Consider the following 16856-nt stretch of genomic DNA (forward strand, 5'->3'; position numbering starts at 1 on the left):
TCCTTACGCGCGGTAGTGCAGTTCTGCCTGTCGGCGCAGATATTCCAGCCCAGGCGCGATCGCCATGGCCCAGGCCGTCAGGATCTCATCGTCGCACTGCGGATCGCGTTCGCTCACCGCGTTCAACATCGCTTCGCGCCACAGGGCAAAAAATCGCGGGGGGAGGTGGAGACCGTCGTCACTTTGCTCCCGCGCCAGGCGTTCGAGAAAATCAGGGACGATCAGAGCGCCGTCCACCGCAAGCATGGCGAAGAAGCTTTTAAACAGGGTCTGCTGACCTTCCCGATCCGGCAGACGAGAAAAATGCGCCTCAGTTTCGGGTGACATGTGGACGAAGGCGTCATAGAACGTCTGAAAAAACGCGGTTTTTTCATTATTCGGAAAGACGCGGTTCAGGCTGGATTCAAACAGATCGCGATAAAACTTCACGGCGTCCTCCTTATGGCGCTTTCGCCCGGCAGACAGTGCCCGATGGGCGTGTATTCCTCTGCCAGACGGCGTGAAAAATAGCTCTCTTTCTTCGACCGACGAACGTCAAACAGCGGCCCGGCGTTGTGTTTAAAGAAAAGTGCTTCCAGAACCGTGGCATTGGTGGAGAGGGTTAACGCAGCGTTGGTATCGCCCGTGGCTTCCTGACGGCCCTCGTACCAGCCTTTCTGCGGATCGTTAAGGTGTTTTGTGACCGTCATCAGCACGTCGGTGTACGGGGTGTCCCACAGGGCCCACAGGGCAAAGACTGCTTTGGTCGATACCTGTGCAAAACGGGTGTAGTCCCGGCCATCGTCGGCGACAGAGTTCCAGGCGTAGCCATTTCCCCAGACCGTATCCTGGATATGCCAGGGCGCCTGCGGGAGCGAGAAATCTGCCCTGGCCGTCAGAATCTTATCGGTCTCCCAGCGGGTCTTCTGGCTCAGCCAGACGTTTTCGGCCTGCTTGCGCAGACGCTTTTGCAGATCGGCCGCAACGCCTTCTGGCTCCCAGCCAAACTCCAGACCCGGCAGCATATAGGGAAGGGTGGTGATCAGGGAGGGCTGCCACGTGGTGCGCGGATCCCGGGCATCGACGGCCAGACGCCGCTGGGCGATGATGACGTGGTGCGCAGGGGGCGAAAACGCTTTATCCGGAAAAAATCCCCACAGCTGAAACGCCGTCGCGGCATATTCGCTCTCGCCCAGGCGCAACTCCTCGCGCACCACCGGCTGACCGTTTTGCAGGGAAGATGACCACAGTTCGCCTTCGCCGTCGATGACCGGGCAGAAATTCCAGCGCAGGATAATTTTATCGAGGTATTCGCTGTACTGCGGTTCCCGCTCTGCGGTGAGGCGCAGGGCGAGCATCAGACGCGCCATATCGCGCGCGGACCATCCATTTTTGATGGGCTTGCCGCTAAAGTCGACGGGCGTCGCCGTCTGGCTGGAATAGAGTCGGCCCGGCGTCCGGGCATCGGTCAGCATCAGGCGATTAAGGGTGCCCATGATACGGGTTAAGCGAGCGTCATACTCGGCATCATCAATAAGCCCCAGCTCTTTTGCCGCCAGCAGGGCGATAAGCGTATCGCCCATTTGCCAGAGCGTGACGCGGGGCTGTTTGTCGCTCCCGTTGACCAGCCCCGTTTGCGGCTGGGTATTATTGACGAAATAGCGCCAGGCGATCGCCGCCCACTGTTGCTCTTCCGGCGTCAGGGCGGCAATACGCGCGCTGGAGTGCCAGCCGCCATTGATGAGCCAGCGCCAGCCTGCTCCCTGATGGCCAAACAGAGCAAAGACGATCGCGCCTGCGAGGAGTAATCCCGCTAGCCCTCTGGCTAAGGTTTTAAGCATTGCGCAGTCACCGGAGGCAGTTTAACGGGCTCGTCCGCGCTGCATGACGCGCACTGGCAGGCCTGACAGGCGGGTTTGGTACGCTGCGTGACGCCGGTCCGGTCGCACCAGCTTTTTACGGCAGGTGTGCTGGTCAGGAACGGACGGCTGCGCAGCGCGTTGTTCTCTTCAAACTGGTCGAGCAGCTTTTGATCCCACAGCGACGGGGCAAAATCCTTGCTCTTCGGGTTGTCGGTGTTGAAGGCCAGCAGTTTTCCCTCTTTTTTGAACAACAGGGCCTCCAGCATGATGCCGTTATTGTTCGCGGTGAACTCTTTGATCGGCCCGTCACCGTTTTCATACAGACCTTCGTAGTAGCCTTTTCCCTCTTCGTTGGCATTCTCAATGGTATTCAGCAGGCGGTCGGTATAAGGGGAGTTCCACAACACCCACATGCCCAGCGCCGCCTTCAGCGATATCGCGGCAGCGTTAGGGACAAACTGGCCTTTATCGGTAATGGTGTTCCAGTTGTACCCGTCGCTGAAGACGGTGTCATAGACGAAGTAAGGGGCCTTATCGAGCTGGTGCTCGGAGCGTGCGGTAAGGACGCCGGTAATGGTATAGCGGTTCTCCTGCGCCTGATAAACGCGGTCGGCAAAGTTTTTCATCCACGTCAGGGAGTAGTCGCGCGGGGCGTTATCCCGGTCGGTCGGTTTATCAAAGCCGAACTCCAGCCCGTAGAGCAGATAGGATTCCGTCACCACGTAGTTATGCTGCGACGTATTGCGCGGGTCGCGCGTATCGTACGGGACCAGCACGCAGTAGATCTCGGCCAGCTCGTAAGGCTGCGGACGGCTGGCTTTGCAGGTATTAAACCCCCACAGCTGGAAACCGGCCGCGCCGTACTCTTCATAGCCCAGCCGACCTTCCTGAACATATTTCGGCTGGCCGTTCTCCAGATAGGCGCCGTACAGCGTGCCGCAGGGATCGATCGCGTGGCTGAAATCCCAGCCGAGCACCACGTTATCAATGCTGTTGCCGTATTCCGGGTACCGCTCTTTGATGATTTTCAGCCAGACCAGCATTCGCCCGATATCCAGCGCCGAGAAGCCAATTTCGCCGGGCTTGTTGGTGTAGTCCACCTTCTGACCGCTGATGGTGTTATAGGCCTTGTTGGGCAGCTCGTTGCGAAACAGTACCAGGGTGTTTAACGTGGCGAGGAATTTCAGCATCCGGCGGTCAAATTCCGCTTTATCAACGATCCCCAACTCGCGCGCCGCCGTCAGGGCGGCCAGATAGGAGGCGCTGTCCCACATGGTGGTGGAGGGATATTTGTTGACCGCATTCACCAGGCCCGTCGTGGGCTGATAGTTGGTGACGAAATACTGCCAGGCGTTTTTCGCAATGGTCATCTCCCGGGCCGTCAGCTCGCCGCTGCGCGGGGAGTAACCTGATGCAGGCAGCTCGGTATCCGCACGCACGGTCGATAACGCCAGCCAGCAGATCGTTATTCCCGTGAGCAGGTGGAAAAGGATCGGGGATCGTGGCTTCATGGCGTTGCTCCTGCTGAGGGGGAAGTGTAGAGGCAGGCCAGACAGAGCATCTGGCCATGGGCGATATACGACAAACTTTCCAGCACAATAGCATTGGTATCGGCGTCCACGACGGCATTGACGCTGTTGTTGAGATTTAACCCGCGCTGCCAGCCTTTACCCGGCACCTGAAGGGCCAGAACCTGCTGGCGCAGCGCTTCGCTCCAGCCGTTGCGGAACAGGGCATACCAGGCAAACGCGGTGCGGGTGGAGGTAATCGCCACTTTCTCCGGCACCTCGTCGCGCAGGTTACGCGCCTGAACCGGCTGCCTGTCCGGCAGATCGTTGACGTAATCCGGCGCCGGTTCGGCATAATCGGTGCTGACCGGCGGTTTTGGGGTGCGCAGGCTATGGCGCCGCTGCTGGATCTGCATAATCCGCCACGCGATTTCAGCGCTCTGCGCGTCAAAGCCCAGCTCAAGACCGGTTAACAGATAGGGGAGACTGATCAGGGAGGTTTGCTTGCCCCAGGGCGTGCGTAGACCCTCATCGGGCACCATCACGCCATCCAGATCGATCATCTTTTGCCCTTCAGGCGGGTTGGTCACCGCGAGGCCTGCCGCGCTGTCAATCAGGCGCAGCGTATGGCTGGCATAGAGACGGTAGCCAAAGCTGTCCCGCTGTTCGTCATCGGTCAGCGTCCAGTGATGGAGCGGCACGGCCGCCTGACTTTGAACGTTATATTCAATCAGTGCGCCGGTGTTCCAGAGGCTAAATAGATCGTTGATAGCCGCCGCGTGCTGAGGATAGCGCCACAGGAGGGTCTGAAGCGCCGTCAGCAGGCGGCTCAGCCCAATTGCCGAGGCGTCGGGTTTGCCGAGGATCTTCAGGGTGTCCGCATGGTAATACGCGGCAGGGAGGCCTCGCTCGTTGAGCGGCAGCTGCCCCAGCGCAAACAGGGCCGTGCCGATCCTTTCGTCGAACTCATCGGCGGAAATAATGTTGAGCTGCTCTGCGGCAGCGGTCGCAAACAGGTAGCTCCCGACGCTCCAGAGGCTCAGCCACGGTTCACCGTCGCTGGCGTTCGCCAGGCCGTTTGGCTGGGTATTATTCACGTAGTATTGCCAGGCGACCCGCGCCCAGATGGCTTCGTCATAGGTCAGCGGGCGTTTTGCAGGCAGCGGAGGGAAGTCTTTACTGAGCGCGATGCCGCCGCTGCTTTCCACGCGCGTGGGCATCTGTTTCTCCACCCAGACCACAATGGCAAAGCCGAGCAGAAACCCGAGCAAAATGGTGAGGTAGCTGCGCGCGGGCAGCAGGGCATCACGTATCCTCATTGGGTGACCTCATCCTCTTCGGCGGGCGTCCACATGGCCGCGAAAATCAGCGGCAGCATGGCGGCGATGTTCACACCTCCCCAGAAAATATTGATGACGTAGCCGGAGGGGTCGTCCACCTGTCCACGCGCCACCTGGATACCGCCCCAGATAAGCCCTGCGAGGGTCAGCACCACGATGGCAATTTGCGGCTTCACCAGGTAGAGAAAACGGCCCGTCTGCCGCTCTTTTGGCGTGACGTGAAATTTGATCTGCTCGCCCCGCAGCACCGTATTGAGCGCGCGCAGGTTCATGGAAAAGAAGGAGAGGTAAGAGGCCCTGCCGTCCCAGGCCGAGATCCCCCATGTTCCGAACATAAAGGCCAGTTCAGAGAAAATAAAAAAGGGGAGAAAGTGGAGATAGAACGGCGTCGACCAGGCGGATACCGGCGGAATACCGGTGAACAGATAGATAATGGGCGAGATCAAAAATACCGTGTTCCACACGCAAGCCATGTACGACCAGAAGGTAGTGGCATACATCAGCGTCTGGGGGAGGGAAAGCCTGAAGCGGCGACGGCTGAAGATGTTGTCATGGAACAAAATATCCAGCGAGCCGGCGGCGTACTTAAAGCGCTGGATCATCCAGGTCAGCATATCCTGAGGAGAGAGCATCTTCGACTCAACGCGCGGGTGCATGACCGAACGCCAGCGTCTTGCGGCGTCACCGTGCAGCAGCACCGAGGTGTAAATATCTTCTGAGACGTGGAATTTGTAGGGGGTGAGCTCGGTGTCAAACGCCACGTGCGGGCGCATTGCCTGCTGCAGCGCTTCACGCGTTTCGTCATCGCGAATGTCGCGCGTATGGCGATGGATCTCCTCTTCGACGGACCAGACGTAGCTGCGCAGCGCGGCCTGCATGACCGCCTCGCGACGGTGGATGGAGGCCGCGCCGCAGCAGAAAGCCGCGTTTGCCCAGTTGCGCCGCCGCAGGATCACGTCATAGAACATGCGCGGATCGTTAAAAAACGGGTCGCGGCCAACTGTCACAGGGCCAACACACTTTTGAATTAGCCAGCCCAGACCGTAACCCACTTTGCCGGCTTTTCGCTGGCCCCAGCGCGACAAGTTCTCTCCTTCCGGAAGATCGAAGAACCACTGCGGCGTCTGCACCCAGGCCACGTCCGGATCGCGAAAATAGCCCAGCGTATGGCTGAGCAGGGTGGGAAAGACGCGGGTATCGGCGTCGCAGATAACAATAAAATCGCCGTCGGTTTGCTCAAGGCCATTGCGCAGGTTGCCGGCCTTAAAGCCGATGTTGGTCTGGCGGCTGATATAGTTAACGCCTTCCTCTTCGCAGACGGCTTTCATCTCCGGGCGTCGGCCGTCATCAAGAACGTGGATGCGGTAGTCAATCGGGAACGGGTACGCCATCTTCAGGGCGTCGCGAATGGACAGCCTGACAAGCTCGGTGTCTTCCGAGTAGGTGGCAATGAACAAATCCACTTTTACAGGACGAGGTTCTACGGCCTCCTCTGGCGACAAACATTCGTTGATTTCGCCGGGCGGCGGGCACTGGGGAGGATCCTGTTCTTTCCACAAATTGATGGTAAACAGCACGGTGCCAATCCACGCCAGGGTTTCGGCGAGGACCAGCGGTATGGCATACCATAATGCGTCAGTATTCAGGGAGGCGGTCCAGCGCCAGTAAATATAATTGGCACCCAGGATAAGCGCCGCGACCGCTAACACCTGCCAGGTCATCATTACCCAACGCGGTGTTGTTAACGGCTCCGGAGGACGACGATGTTCAAAACGGGAAAAATAAAAATCCATAGTTCCGGCGTTCCTGATTCCGTGAAAATGCAGACCCATTCTGCTGCGCAGAAAGTTGCCCAAAAGCGAAAGAAAATAGCGATTAAACAAGATTTAAGATAAGTGTAGAACGCCGAATAAAAGTGTCCAGCCGCGTTTTTATTAATATGTAGCAGAGGTTAATTCAGCTTAAACTCCGCTTAATATGTTTCATCTGTCGCCGATAAATTGCAGTTACTATTCCTTTAGGCTATCTACTTTATTTAGACCTTAATTTTCGTTTTCAGGCAAAGGACACCCTATGAGCCATGTTGCGCCGTCGATCGCGCAAGAAGATAGCGCTAAATCAACGGCATGGCGTTATGCCGTTGCAGGTGCCCGGGACCTGAGAATTGACTTTATGCGCGGCATTGCCCTCGTCATGATGGTCGTGGCGCATACGGAGGTGATGTCGGTATTTAATATATTCTCCTGGGAGCGTTTTGGGTTAACTACCGGTGCAGAAGGCTTTGTCATTCTCTCGGGGTTTATGCTGGGAATGCTGAATCGCGCGCGTTTGCAAAAAGTGGTTTTGCTCACGGTTTCCTGGGGGCTTTATCTCAGGGCGTGGAAAATATATCGCGTAAATATCATTATCATAGTGTCGTTTATTCTCCTGGCCTATATTACACATATTAATGTTTTCGAAGTCACCCATTTTACCGACCGCTTTTCGGGTCAAAGCTGGTCGCTTTATCCTGTTACGCCGCAAATTAAAGAGACCTGGTTCAACATTATTCTCTATTTGCAGATCGGCCCCCATCAGACGCAAATTCTGGGGCTGTATATCTTTTTGCTGCTCTTTAGCCCCCTTTTTTTAGGGATGCTGCAGAAAGGAAAAGTCTGGTGGCTGTTAGGGCTGTCGCTGTTGGTGTACGGCCTGTGGCAGCGGTGGCCGCTTCGGCTGACGCCGTCGGAGTTCGAATTTGCCTTTCCGCTGCTGGCCTGGCAGTTCATCTTTGTGCTGGGCATGGCCAGCGGCTGGTATAAAGCCGAATTGATCTCTTTCGCCCGTACGCCGCCGGGAAAAGTGGTGGTGGTTGCGCTGGTGATGGTGGCGCTCATTCTTGGGTTCGTCGCACAGAACCATACCAACCCGTTTATGCCGCCCGCACTGCTCATGCACGTCATCCCGCCTGACAGCTTCAATACGTTTTATCACACCTGGGCGGCGAAGAATGGGCTGGGCCCGGTGCGGGTGTTAAACGATATCGCCCTGATGGTCACCGTCTACCTGGTGCTGACGTATTGCTGGACGCCGCTCAACCGCCTGCTGGGATGGTTCCTGATCCCGCTAGGGCAGCACTCGCTTTATACCTTTATTTTGCACGTGTACGTGGTGCTGCTGGTGAGCCAGTTCGTTACCTTCGATTTATGGCGTCACGCCTGGATAGAGAACACGTTAGTGCATGCGGCGGCACTGGGTATTTTGTGGCTGATGGCAAAATACGACGTCGGCGCACGCTGGATACCTAACTAAGGATGGCGGTTATGCGCGAAAAATGGCTTCTGGCGGGCGTGCTGCTCGCCGCGATCCCCGCCGCAGAGGCGGCGCAAAGCAGTGATAAAGAAACCCTGCGCGATAAGAACGGAGAACCCGTTCAGGCAGGCGTGTTTACCAGCCGGTGGGGGCGTTTGTTCTCGGGAAATGACAAGAAATTTTCAGGGGCTTTGAGCTTCAGTTCAGGGCTGAAAGAGCAGATGGTGAGCGTGCCTAATAGCTCTGACAGCGCCGCGCAGGAAAAAAAAATTAACCAGACGCTGAATCTTAGTCTGCAGTATTCGCCCTACAGCTTCTGGTTTGCCAACATTACCTCCCGGCTACCGGTCAGAGATACCACCCGCTATACCGCCGATTTTCGCTACAGCTTCGGCTATGACGACTGGCATGCCAATACGTTCAGCCTGGTATACGGCAACTACGGCGATAACCACTTCTGGACGTCGGGCAGCCGGAGACACACCTATTTCGAACAGGGCGCCTTTACGCTTGCCTATAAGTTTTCGCTACCGAAACCGGTTGAAAACACGCTCCTGATTAATAAAGGGGACTCTATCATTTGCCAGGTTGGGTACAGCTGGGTTCCGCGGTACTACGACCTTAGCAGCGATGACATCCGCAAAAATAAAAACGTCATGCTCGGCGGCTGCGGCTACACCTTTAAACAACATTTCTTCGTTCGCGCAACGGCGTTCTGGTTCCCGGACAGCAGCCAGCAGCAGCCCTGGAACGGCGATTACAGCTACAGCTTTGGCTACGCGGGCTATACGCCGGGATCGTTTTCCGTCCAGTACGCAAACTATGCCGGGACGCGCTATCCGGGGCACGGCAACGGTAACGCAAAATTCAGGGAAGGGACCGTGAGCCTCATCTGGTTCTTACCGCTATAGGAGGGATACATGTCGGCGCTGCACGTGTTAATCGTTGAAGATTCGCTGATTTATCGTCGTCTACTCTCCCGGATGCTCACCCAGTGGGGGTATCTCGTGAGCGAGGCGGAAAATGGTGTTGCCGCGCTGGAAATCTTGTCCAGCCAGCCGGTCAGCATGGTGATAAGCGACTGGGAAATGCCGGAAATGGACGGGCTGACGCTGTGTCAGACCATCCGCAACCGCCAGTTTGGCCACTATGTGTATATCATCCTGTTGACGGCCCGCGAGAATGCCGGGGACGTGACGCAGGGTTTTGACGCTGGGGCGGATGATTTTTTGAGTAAGCCCGTTGAACAGGCTGAACTCCGGGCGCGGCTCCACGCCGGGGTGCGTATTTTGACGCTGGAAGCGACCCTCGCGGCGCACAACAAGCGCCTGAGTGAAGCGTTGCATCAGATTGAAAAAGATCTTGAACTGGCGGCGCGCGTTCAGCATTCGGTGCTGCCTTCACGCCGCTTACGCTATGGGGACTACTTCTCCGACTGGCTTTTCTTACCGTCAGCCTGGGTCTCGGGCGATGTGTTCAATATCTTTCCGCTGGATTCCCATCTGGGATTCTATTGCGTTGATGTCTCGGGTCACGGCGTGGGGGCGGCGATGATGTCCCTCGCGGTGGCTCGCCAGTTTTTACACGGCCGGGTGGTGGATCGTTTTCTGTTTACCGATGAGGGCGGCATTCAGTCACCCGCGGAGGTCGTCAGGATGTTGAACAGCCGCTTTTGCAGTGAAGAGAGCGACATCACCAGTTATTTCACGCTCATTTACGGCGTGATCGATCCAGAAACTGGGCAGGGGTTGCTGTGCCAGGCAGGGCATCCTACTCCCGTCATTGTGAACGCAGACAGCGCCGTCACGTCCGTGGGCGATGGCGGCCCGCCGGTCGGGCTGATCCCAGACCTGAGCTGGGAGGATGTCGCGTTTACCCTCAATCCGGGGGATCGCTTATGCTTATTCAGTGACGGTATTACGGAGTGTGAGAACGTCAGCGGCGAGCAGTTTGGCCCGCTGCGTCTCGAACGGTGGCTTCGTGAGCATGCCCGGCTCCCGGTTGACCAGCTCCTGCCGCGGTTTGGCGACCACCTGACCGGCTGGCGCAACGCAAATCGTGATGAACCGATCGCCTTAACCGACGACGTGTCACTGCTCGTGATTGAACGTCAGGGAGAACAGAATGATTATTAACACCGAGCGATTAGCGCATGCCAATATTCTCACTCCCGCGGTCCGGCGGCTGGATGCCTCCGTTGCCGCGACGTTTAAAGCGTCCGTGACGGAGGAGATTGGCAGCGATCGTAAAGCCTTAATCGTCGACTTTAGCAAAGTGGATTTCATCGACAGCAGCGGGCTGGGAATGCTGGTGTCGTTGTTCAAGCTAATGAACGGTAAAGGCGAAATGGCGCTGTGCTCCCTGAACCCAGGGATCATGAACATGTTCACCCTGACCCGAATGGATCGCATATTCCGCATCTATCCGGATAAACATAGCGCGCTTGCGCAGCTGGGGCAGTAGATGCAGGGGCCGGAGCAGGCTGAATTTCCGGCGGCGATCGATTCCCTGACGCCGCTGTCCGGCTGGCTGGGAGACAGGTTGAGCGCGCTTCCCGTAGATGATGAGTGGCGTTTCGCCTTCGATCTCGCCGCCTGTGAAGTGGCGACGAATATCATCCGCTACGCGCTTCACGAGGATAACTCGCGCGTCTTTAGCGTCCAGTTCGACGTCCGCGGCAACGACGTCTGCGTTGTTTTTAGCGACGCGGGTGACGCGTTCCCGAAGGAGAGGCTTGAGGCCGCCAGGCGAGACCGCTTCTGCGAAATGTCGCCGCTGCTGGAGAGCGGCAGGGGGCTGATGCTCATTTTGCTGAGCGTCGATCGTTTCACTGTGGAACGCGTGGCGGGTGAAAATATCGCCACGCTTGAAAAGAAAATAAGCGTATGACCTGCGGGCCATACGCGCGTGATTTTCTCTATTTTTTACCGGCAAACAGCTCCGGTGCCCACGGACGCGGATCCACCTCCATAAACGGCGCGCGCTCGAAGCGGTCCTTCAGCGCCCACGGCACCGTGCAGTCGAAGATCGTCTTGCAGGAAATGCCGTTGCCGCGAATCGAGGTGCTGTAATCCGGCGACTGGGACGGATCCAGCTGGTGGCCGCGGATCCCCGGAATGTTAGTGATGCTGACATCGCCCTGCATGCGGGTGGTCATCGCCCACAGGATGTCGTCGCTGTCGAAAATATCCACGTCTTCGTCGACAAGAATAATGTTTTTCAGCTCCGAATAGGTGGCTAAGGCGATGAGCGCCGCCTGGCCCTGGCGTCCTTCGTCTGACGGCTGGCGTTTTTTCACCTGCAATATCCCGAGGAACTTACCGCCGCCCGCCGTATGGGCATAGACGTTTTGCAGGAAGCCCGGAATAGCCTCTTCAACGGCATTACGGATGCTGGCCTCGGTCGGCAATCCGGCCAGCGTGGTATGTTCTTCCCCTGGTCCCACCAGCGTCTGCAGGATCGCGTGGTTTCGCATGGTCACGGCTTTCACTTTGATCACCGGCAGGGAGGGATTCGCCTCGCCGCAGTAGCCCGGGAACTCCGGCATCGCGTGGCCGGTGTTGGTGTGCTGATCCTCTCTCACGCGTACGCCCGGAAGCAGTTCGCCTTCGATGATGATTTCCGCCCGCGCGATGGCTTTCTCTTTTACCGCCACGCCCTGCACCAGCTCGACCGGCTGCTGGCGCAGCGCTCCGGCGACGCCCAGCTCGTTGTAGCCGAACGGCGTGGTAGGGGCCTCAAAACACGCGCCGATATAGATGGCGGGATCGAGCCCCATGTTGATCGTCACCGGCAGCGGTTTTCCGGCATCCTCAGCCTTTTTGCGGAACACTTCGATATGGCGCCCGGCGGCAAGGAACATGGAAAGCTCGTCGCGCTCCTGGACGCAGAGGCGGTGAATGGTGACATCCGTCAGCGAGCTGTCTTCCGGATCGCTTGCCAGCACCAGCCCCAGGCAGAAGAACGGACCTGCATCAATCGGCGTGTTGGTCGGGGCCGGAAGCAGCTTGCGCAGATCGAAGTCGGGATCGTCAGCGTAGAAGATCTGCTCCTGACAAGGGGCCAGCGAGGCCGGAACGACAACCGGCGCAACCGGTTTTTTCACCGCCTGGCCAACGTGTTTTGCCAGTTCAGAGGGCTCGCAGCCTAACAGAAGCGCCGCGCGCTCGCGGCTGGCGTGCATACCCACCAGAATCCGGGAGCCCGGATAGCCCTTAACGCTGTTGAACATCATGGCCGGGCCCGTGCGGGTTGGGCGTTTGACCGTGCCGCCCGCGCCGATATGGCGATAAACGCCCGCCAGCTCCGCGTTGGGATCGACCGGACGATCGGTTTCAAGATACTGCCCTTCGTGGCGCTGCAGTAAGGCGATGGCGCTGCGGAGATCGTTAATCTTGTTTTCCATATTTTCCTCCCTTGGTTGAATACCTCCATTTTTATGGCAATGACCAATAGCATCAATTGCATCATTAATGTTAAATTGATAAGTAAATTAATATCAATATAAGGAGGCGTCTCGTGCAGTTTCGCCAGATGCGCCATTTCATCGTCGTTGCCGAAGAGCTCCACATGCACCGGGCCGCCGAGCGTCTGAACATGGCGCAACCGGCGCTAAGCCAGCAGATAAAGGCCCTGGAAGAACGTTTAGGCGTTACGCTTTTCAGCCGGGCGAACCGCCGCTTAACCCTGACGCCTGCGGGCGAAGCGTTCCTGGTAAAAGCCAGGCTTGCCATCTCGCTAACCGAGCAGGCGGTGCTGGACGCCAGACAAACGGCAAGGGGCGAGCAGGGCGTGTTAAACCTCGGGTGCGTGTCGAGCGCGATGTTTGACGGCAGGCTGCCCGCCGCGCTTCGCCAGATGCACAGCCGCTGGCCGGCCATTACCATGTCCCTGATGACGGGAAACGTGCAGACGCTCTACGCCGCCGTGCAGAGCAACCAGCTGGATGTGGCTATCATCCGCGCGCCGCTGCCGTCGCTGCCGGACGATCTGCAAAGCCGTCCGTTCGCCTCGGAGAAAACGGTGCTGGCGCTGTATCGTCAGCATCCGCTGGCCGGGTCCGCCGCGCTGACGCTTTCGTCAGTAAAAGACGAAAAATGGATCTCCCTGCGCGACCCTGAGGGAATGGGGCTGGAACAGTATTTCTATGACGCATGCAGCGGGGCGGGCTTTCAGCCGGACGTGGTGCAAAACGCGACCGACGTGCCCACGGTGATAAGCCTGGTTTCGGCAGGGTTTGGACTGGCGCTGCTGCCCGCGTCTGCAAAGGCGGTGAGCGTCGAGAACGTCGTCTACGTGGACATCCTCGACCGGCTGCGGGAGAGCGAACTTACCCTGGTTTGCCACCGGATTATTCGCTCAGAGGTGCTTAAAAAGTTTCTGGTTACCCTCGATCACACCTGACGTCCTGCGGCCCGCAGCAGCTGCTCGCGCAGCCAGGCGTTCGCCGGATCCTGGCTGTTTTTCGGATGCCAGTACATGTTGATGGTAATCGGCTGGAGAGGTAGCGGCGGTGGAAAAATATCCAGTGTGCTGGCGAACCGTCGCAGCATCCGTTCCGGCAGGGTACAGACCAGGTCGGTACCGGCAACCAGCGGCGGCGCCATGGCGTAGCTCTGGGTGGACATGGCGACGTGCCGCTGATAGCCCAGCCCGGCAAGGGTTTGGTCGACAAAGCCGGTAAACGGATCACCCGCCGACGACACCACCAGATGGGAAAGCGCGCAGTAGCTCTCCAGATCCAGCGGACCTGTTCCGCGCGGATGGCCTTTGCGCTGGGCGGTGGCAAACGCGTCGTCGAGGAGTTTGCGCCTTACCCACCCGTCATGGGCGCCCGCGCTCACGCCGATGTAGACGTCCACATCCCCGTTTTCTAGCTGCTGCGGCAGGTCAGCCATCTCCGGCAGGGCGAAGCGCAGGCGGATGCCGGGGGCGTCGGTTCCCACCTGGTTAAGCAGCCCGGTGCCGAGCATCAGCGCCGGGTTCTCATGCAGCGCGATAACAAAGGTCCGGCTGCTGGTTTGCGCCTCAAACGCGGTGGGTGCAAACATCGCGCTGATGCCGCGCAGCACGTTCGCCACCTGCGGCCTGAGCGCTTCCGCTCGCGGCGTGGGTAATACTCCGCGTCCATGCGGGGAGGGAATGAACAGCGGTTCGCCAAACAGCGAGCGCAGACGCGCGAGACGGGCGGACAGCGCGGGCTGGCTGATGCCAAGCCGCGCGGCCGCATGGGTGATGTTCCTGTCCTGAAGCAGGGCGTCCAGCGTCAGGAGCAGGTCTATGTCCATGTCAGAGATCCGCGTCATGGCTCTATTTCGCGCCGCTGGCGTCCCGGTTGGTATAGGTGACAGGGACCCAGGCATAGCCGCCTTTCTCGCCTTTCGTCACATAGCCGATGCCCGGGAAAGGCAGGTGCGGGGCGGCAACCAGGTCCTTGTTTTTCACAAAGTCAGCGAACGCATGCTCGCGTACGCTTGCCGCTTTGTTCTGATCTTCATCGTAGGTGATGGTCACCGCAGGCTGCGGGAACTGAACCGCCGCGGCATGAATGATGTCGCCGACAAAGGTGATCTTCTCGCCCTTGCTTGTCAGCGTGTAGAAGGCTGAGCCCGGCGTATGGCCGGGATGAACCGTGCCGGTCAGCCCCGGGAGAATCTCCGATGTGCCGCTAAACGGCACCACTTTCCCCGCGTCAAGATACGGCTTTAAGGTCTTCTGTGCGACGGTAAAGTAGTTCTTGCCGTAGCCGGTTTTTTTCTGATTGTCGTCGTTAAAGAAAAAGTCGATATCCGGTTTGCCAACGAAAACGCGCGCGTTGCTGAACACCACTTTTCCATCCTTCACCAGGCCACCGGCATGATCGGAGTGGGCGTGGGTCAGCAGGACTTCAGTGATGTCCTCGGGCTTTATCCCCTGCGTGGCGAGGCTCTCAACCAGACGTCCGCCGGTATTAGGGCCAAAGAGCTGGCCCGAGCCGGTATCAACCAGGATTTTATGTCCGGGTATTGCAATCAGGAAGGCGTTGATGGAGACCTCAGCCGGGTTGGTCTGGAGGTTTTTCGCGAGCAGCGCATCAATGTTTTGCGGCGTTGTCCGGCGCAGCAGCTTGTGCAGATCCTGCGCGACGGTCCCGTCGGTAAACGAGGTTACCAGAACGTCGCCGACCTGAACGCTGTACCCGCCCGCCGGTTGTTTAACGACGTGCTGGGGCGTCTCTGCCGAGGCCTGGAGCGCAGGGTAGAAAAGCAGTGAACTGGAAATCAGCGTGGAAAGAGCAAGTTTTTTCACGGTAAGCATACGAGTCTCCTTTGAAAGCACTCATCTTACTTCTTCGTAAAATTATAAGAACCTGCCCAGAAATGATAGGACCTATAAACGGGATGGATAGGAAACTGAAGGGCCAGGAAGGCGCGCGATAGCTTTCCCGGCCCGTAAGACCTTATTTTTTCAGCGGTGCGTTCCAGCTATCCAGCGTGGCTTTGGACCAGGCGCCATAGGCGGAATTAGGCAGCACAATCCAGTCGTTGCCGAAGTGTTCGGCGCTGGCCTCAACCAGCTCACGCTGCTGCTCGCTTGGTTTTTTGTTTTTAAACTGCACGGCGAAATCCGGCAGGCTGTCGCCGAACAGCATCACGATCTGCTGCTTCTTGAGGATATTCTGGCGACGCTCTTCCTTGCTGACCGTATCCAGAAGCACGCTTTCGTCAGACACCTGCGGAAGGCCGAGAGCGTTTAACGTCTTCAGCGTGTCGGCTTTATTTTCCTGCATGCGGTCCGAGACGTAGTAGATACGGACCTTGCTCTGATTCACATGGTCAAGAAACGCCTTCGCCCCCGGAATTAAGCCGGGTTTTCCCTGTTTCTCCCAGTCGCTCCAGGTGTCCCATTTTGTATAGTCATGGCACTGCTCCGCGTCGCGCACCAGCAGAGGGGTGTTATCCAGCACCGTTTCATCGAGGTCCATCACCACGGCGTAGCTTTCGGGCGTTTTCAGATCCTTTAACTTTTCGTTGAAACGCTCGGTGGCAAACCGATAGGTTTGCAGCTGAAGGGCCATAATTTCTGCCGATTTCTGCTGGTAGCGCAGCGCCATTTCGTACGCTTTCGGTTCACACAGGTCGTGCCCGGCAGCCGTCGCGGTTGCCGCTGCACTCATAACAGGTAATGCCAACAGTAATGCCTTAGCCATTGAATTCACGCTTTTTTCCTCAACACCCTTGTTAAAATCCCGAAAGCGTAATGAAATTCAGTGACAGAAATATGACCGCGATGTGGCAATGTGTTTCCGCTAGACCAGCATGTAATACCAGAACAGGGCGACCTCGTCTTTTTCCGGCAAGGCGTTATAGAGATAACGATCGTATCCGCCCAGGGTGAATCCGTAATTACGGTAAAACAGACAGGTAGAGACGTTCACATTTTGTGTTTCAAGCCGTAATCCCGGCGCGTTTACGCTGCGCGCCCACACGTGTGCAGCGGCCATTAATTTTTGCGCGGCGCCGGTTCTGCGTTTTGTACGCTCAACAGCGATATAATCCACTGAGATAAATTTATTCCAGCCAATAGACGCGGTAATAAATCCGGCTATTTCACCGTCATCCGTTTCCGCAACAAGAAATATGGCGTCCGGATTAACGCAGTGGTTTTCAAGGGTTTGAATGTCGAGTTCGTAGGTTTTTATCCACGGTTCGGCGACGGCTTCGATATGCAAATCACAGTGGATAAAGGGCTCTCGCGCAATGTGGCTTATAGTGAAAGAAAAGTCACAGCATTCAAGGCGCGTGAGGTCAGTATTGAGTCCTTTTCGAATCTGCATAGTATTCCCGATAGTGAGTTATTTCATAAAGAATAGACGAAGCGGTTAAATTCGCTGGGCT

16 protein-coding genes are annotated in these 16856 nt (G+C 57.5%); 6 read left to right on the forward strand and 10 right to left on the reverse strand.

Annotated elements, in window-relative coordinates; all coding sequences use genetic code 11:
• Positions 1 to 3: 3 nt before the first annotated feature.
• From RVY89_RS07330 to RVY89_RS07350, 5 genes are read right to left on the reverse strand one after another with little or no spacing between them, the layout of a single operon-like run.
• Positions 4 to 429, reverse strand: coding sequence for a globin family protein (locus tag RVY89_RS07330; RefSeq protein WP_024909518.1), 426 nt, complete (start codon positions 427 to 429; stop codon positions 4 to 6).
• Positions 426 to 1820 carry a DUF3131 domain-containing protein gene (locus tag RVY89_RS07335; RefSeq protein ID WP_484827358.1) on the reverse strand — a complete coding sequence of 465 codons (1395 nt, stop codon included), beginning with the start codon at positions 1818 to 1820 and terminating at the stop codon, positions 426 to 428. Before RVY89_RS07335 ends, RVY89_RS07330 begins: the two co-directional genes overlap by 4 nt.
• Entirely contained in the window at positions 1805 to 3352 is a 1548-nt protein-coding gene (locus RVY89_RS07340; protein ID WP_136194892.1) for a DUF3131 domain-containing protein, read from the reverse strand. Before RVY89_RS07340 ends, RVY89_RS07335 begins: the two co-directional genes overlap by 16 nt.
• Positions 3349 to 4668, reverse strand: a complete 1320-nt coding sequence (locus tag RVY89_RS07345; RefSeq protein ID WP_484827359.1) for a DUF3131 domain-containing protein — start codon at positions 4666 to 4668, stop codon at positions 3349 to 3351. The genes RVY89_RS07340 and RVY89_RS07345 overlap by 4 nt, the downstream gene beginning before the upstream one ends.
• On the reverse strand, positions 4665 to 6482 hold the full coding sequence (locus RVY89_RS07350) for a glycosyltransferase family 2 protein (RefSeq protein ID WP_484827360.1): 1818 nt from the start codon (positions 6480 to 6482) through the stop codon (positions 4665 to 4667). Before RVY89_RS07350 ends, RVY89_RS07345 begins: the two co-directional genes overlap by 4 nt.
• A 280-nt stretch (positions 6483 to 6762) precedes the next feature.
• Between RVY89_RS07350 and opgC the strand changes: the two genes are divergently transcribed.
• From opgC to RVY89_RS07375, 5 genes are read left to right on the forward strand one after another with little or no spacing between them, the layout of a single operon-like run.
• Positions 6763 to 7980: an OpgC domain-containing protein gene (opgC, locus tag RVY89_RS07355; protein ID WP_484827361.1), complete on the forward strand. Its 1218-nt coding sequence runs from the start codon at positions 6763 to 6765 to the stop codon at positions 7978 to 7980.
• 11 nt (positions 7981 to 7991) lie between these two features.
• Entirely contained in the window at positions 7992 to 8891 is a 900-nt protein-coding gene (locus tag RVY89_RS07360) for a hypothetical protein (RefSeq protein WP_371898133.1), read from the forward strand.
• Positions 8892 to 8900: 9 nt separating this feature from the next.
• A complete protein-coding gene (locus RVY89_RS07365; protein WP_484827362.1) occupies positions 8901 to 10115 on the forward strand; it encodes a PP2C family protein-serine/threonine phosphatase in 1215 nt (404 codons plus the stop codon).
• Positions 10105 to 10443, forward strand: coding sequence for an STAS domain-containing protein (locus RVY89_RS07370; RefSeq protein WP_484827363.1), 339 nt, complete (start codon positions 10105 to 10107; stop codon positions 10441 to 10443). The genes RVY89_RS07365 and RVY89_RS07370 overlap by 11 nt, the downstream gene beginning before the upstream one ends.
• Positions 10444 to 10869 (forward strand): ATP-binding protein, encoded by a 426-nt coding sequence (locus RVY89_RS07375; protein ID WP_484827364.1) that lies wholly within the window; start codon positions 10444 to 10446, stop codon positions 10867 to 10869.
• Between the two features lie 28 nt (positions 10870 to 10897).
• On the opposite strand, the gene RVY89_RS07380 is transcribed toward RVY89_RS07375, so the two are convergent.
• Positions 10898 to 12385 (reverse strand): UbiD family decarboxylase, encoded by a 1488-nt coding sequence (locus RVY89_RS07380; RefSeq protein ID WP_484827365.1) that lies wholly within the window; start codon positions 12383 to 12385, stop codon positions 10898 to 10900.
• 113 nt (positions 12386 to 12498) lie between these two features.
• Between RVY89_RS07380 and RVY89_RS07385 the strand changes: the two genes are divergently transcribed.
• Positions 12499 to 13383, forward strand: coding sequence for a LysR substrate-binding domain-containing protein (locus tag RVY89_RS07385; protein WP_008501665.1), 885 nt, complete (start codon positions 12499 to 12501; stop codon positions 13381 to 13383).
• Here RVY89_RS07385 and RVY89_RS07390 read toward each other — a convergent pair.
• The 4 genes from RVY89_RS07390 to RVY89_RS07405 all read right to left on the reverse strand — a co-directional run bounded on the left by RVY89_RS07390 (position 13374) and on the right by RVY89_RS07405 (position 16795).
• Positions 13374 to 14285 carry a LysR family transcriptional regulator gene (locus RVY89_RS07390; RefSeq protein WP_484827366.1) on the reverse strand — a complete coding sequence of 304 codons (912 nt, stop codon included), beginning with the start codon at positions 14283 to 14285 and terminating at the stop codon, positions 13374 to 13376. The two genes, RVY89_RS07385 and RVY89_RS07390, sit on opposite strands and share 10 nt — an antisense overlap.
• Positions 14286 to 14289: 4 nt before the next feature.
• The gene (locus RVY89_RS07395) at positions 14290 to 15276 is read right to left on the reverse strand and encodes an MBL fold metallo-hydrolase (RefSeq protein WP_484827367.1); all 987 of its coding nucleotides are present in this window, start codon (positions 15274 to 15276) and stop codon (positions 14290 to 14292) included.
• Between the two features lie 142 nt (positions 15277 to 15418).
• The gene (locus tag RVY89_RS07400; RefSeq protein WP_484827907.1) at positions 15419 to 16168 is read right to left on the reverse strand and encodes a 5'-nucleotidase, lipoprotein e(P4) family; all 750 of its coding nucleotides are present in this window, start codon (positions 16166 to 16168) and stop codon (positions 15419 to 15421) included.
• 99 nt (positions 16169 to 16267) lie between these two features.
• Positions 16268 to 16795 carry a GNAT family N-acetyltransferase gene (locus tag RVY89_RS07405; RefSeq protein WP_484827368.1) on the reverse strand — a complete coding sequence of 176 codons (528 nt, stop codon included), beginning with the start codon at positions 16793 to 16795 and terminating at the stop codon, positions 16268 to 16270.
• Positions 16796 to 16856 lie beyond the last annotated feature (61 nt).

The sequence above is a fragment of the Enterobacter sp. 3U4 genome, from assembly GCF_057224565.1.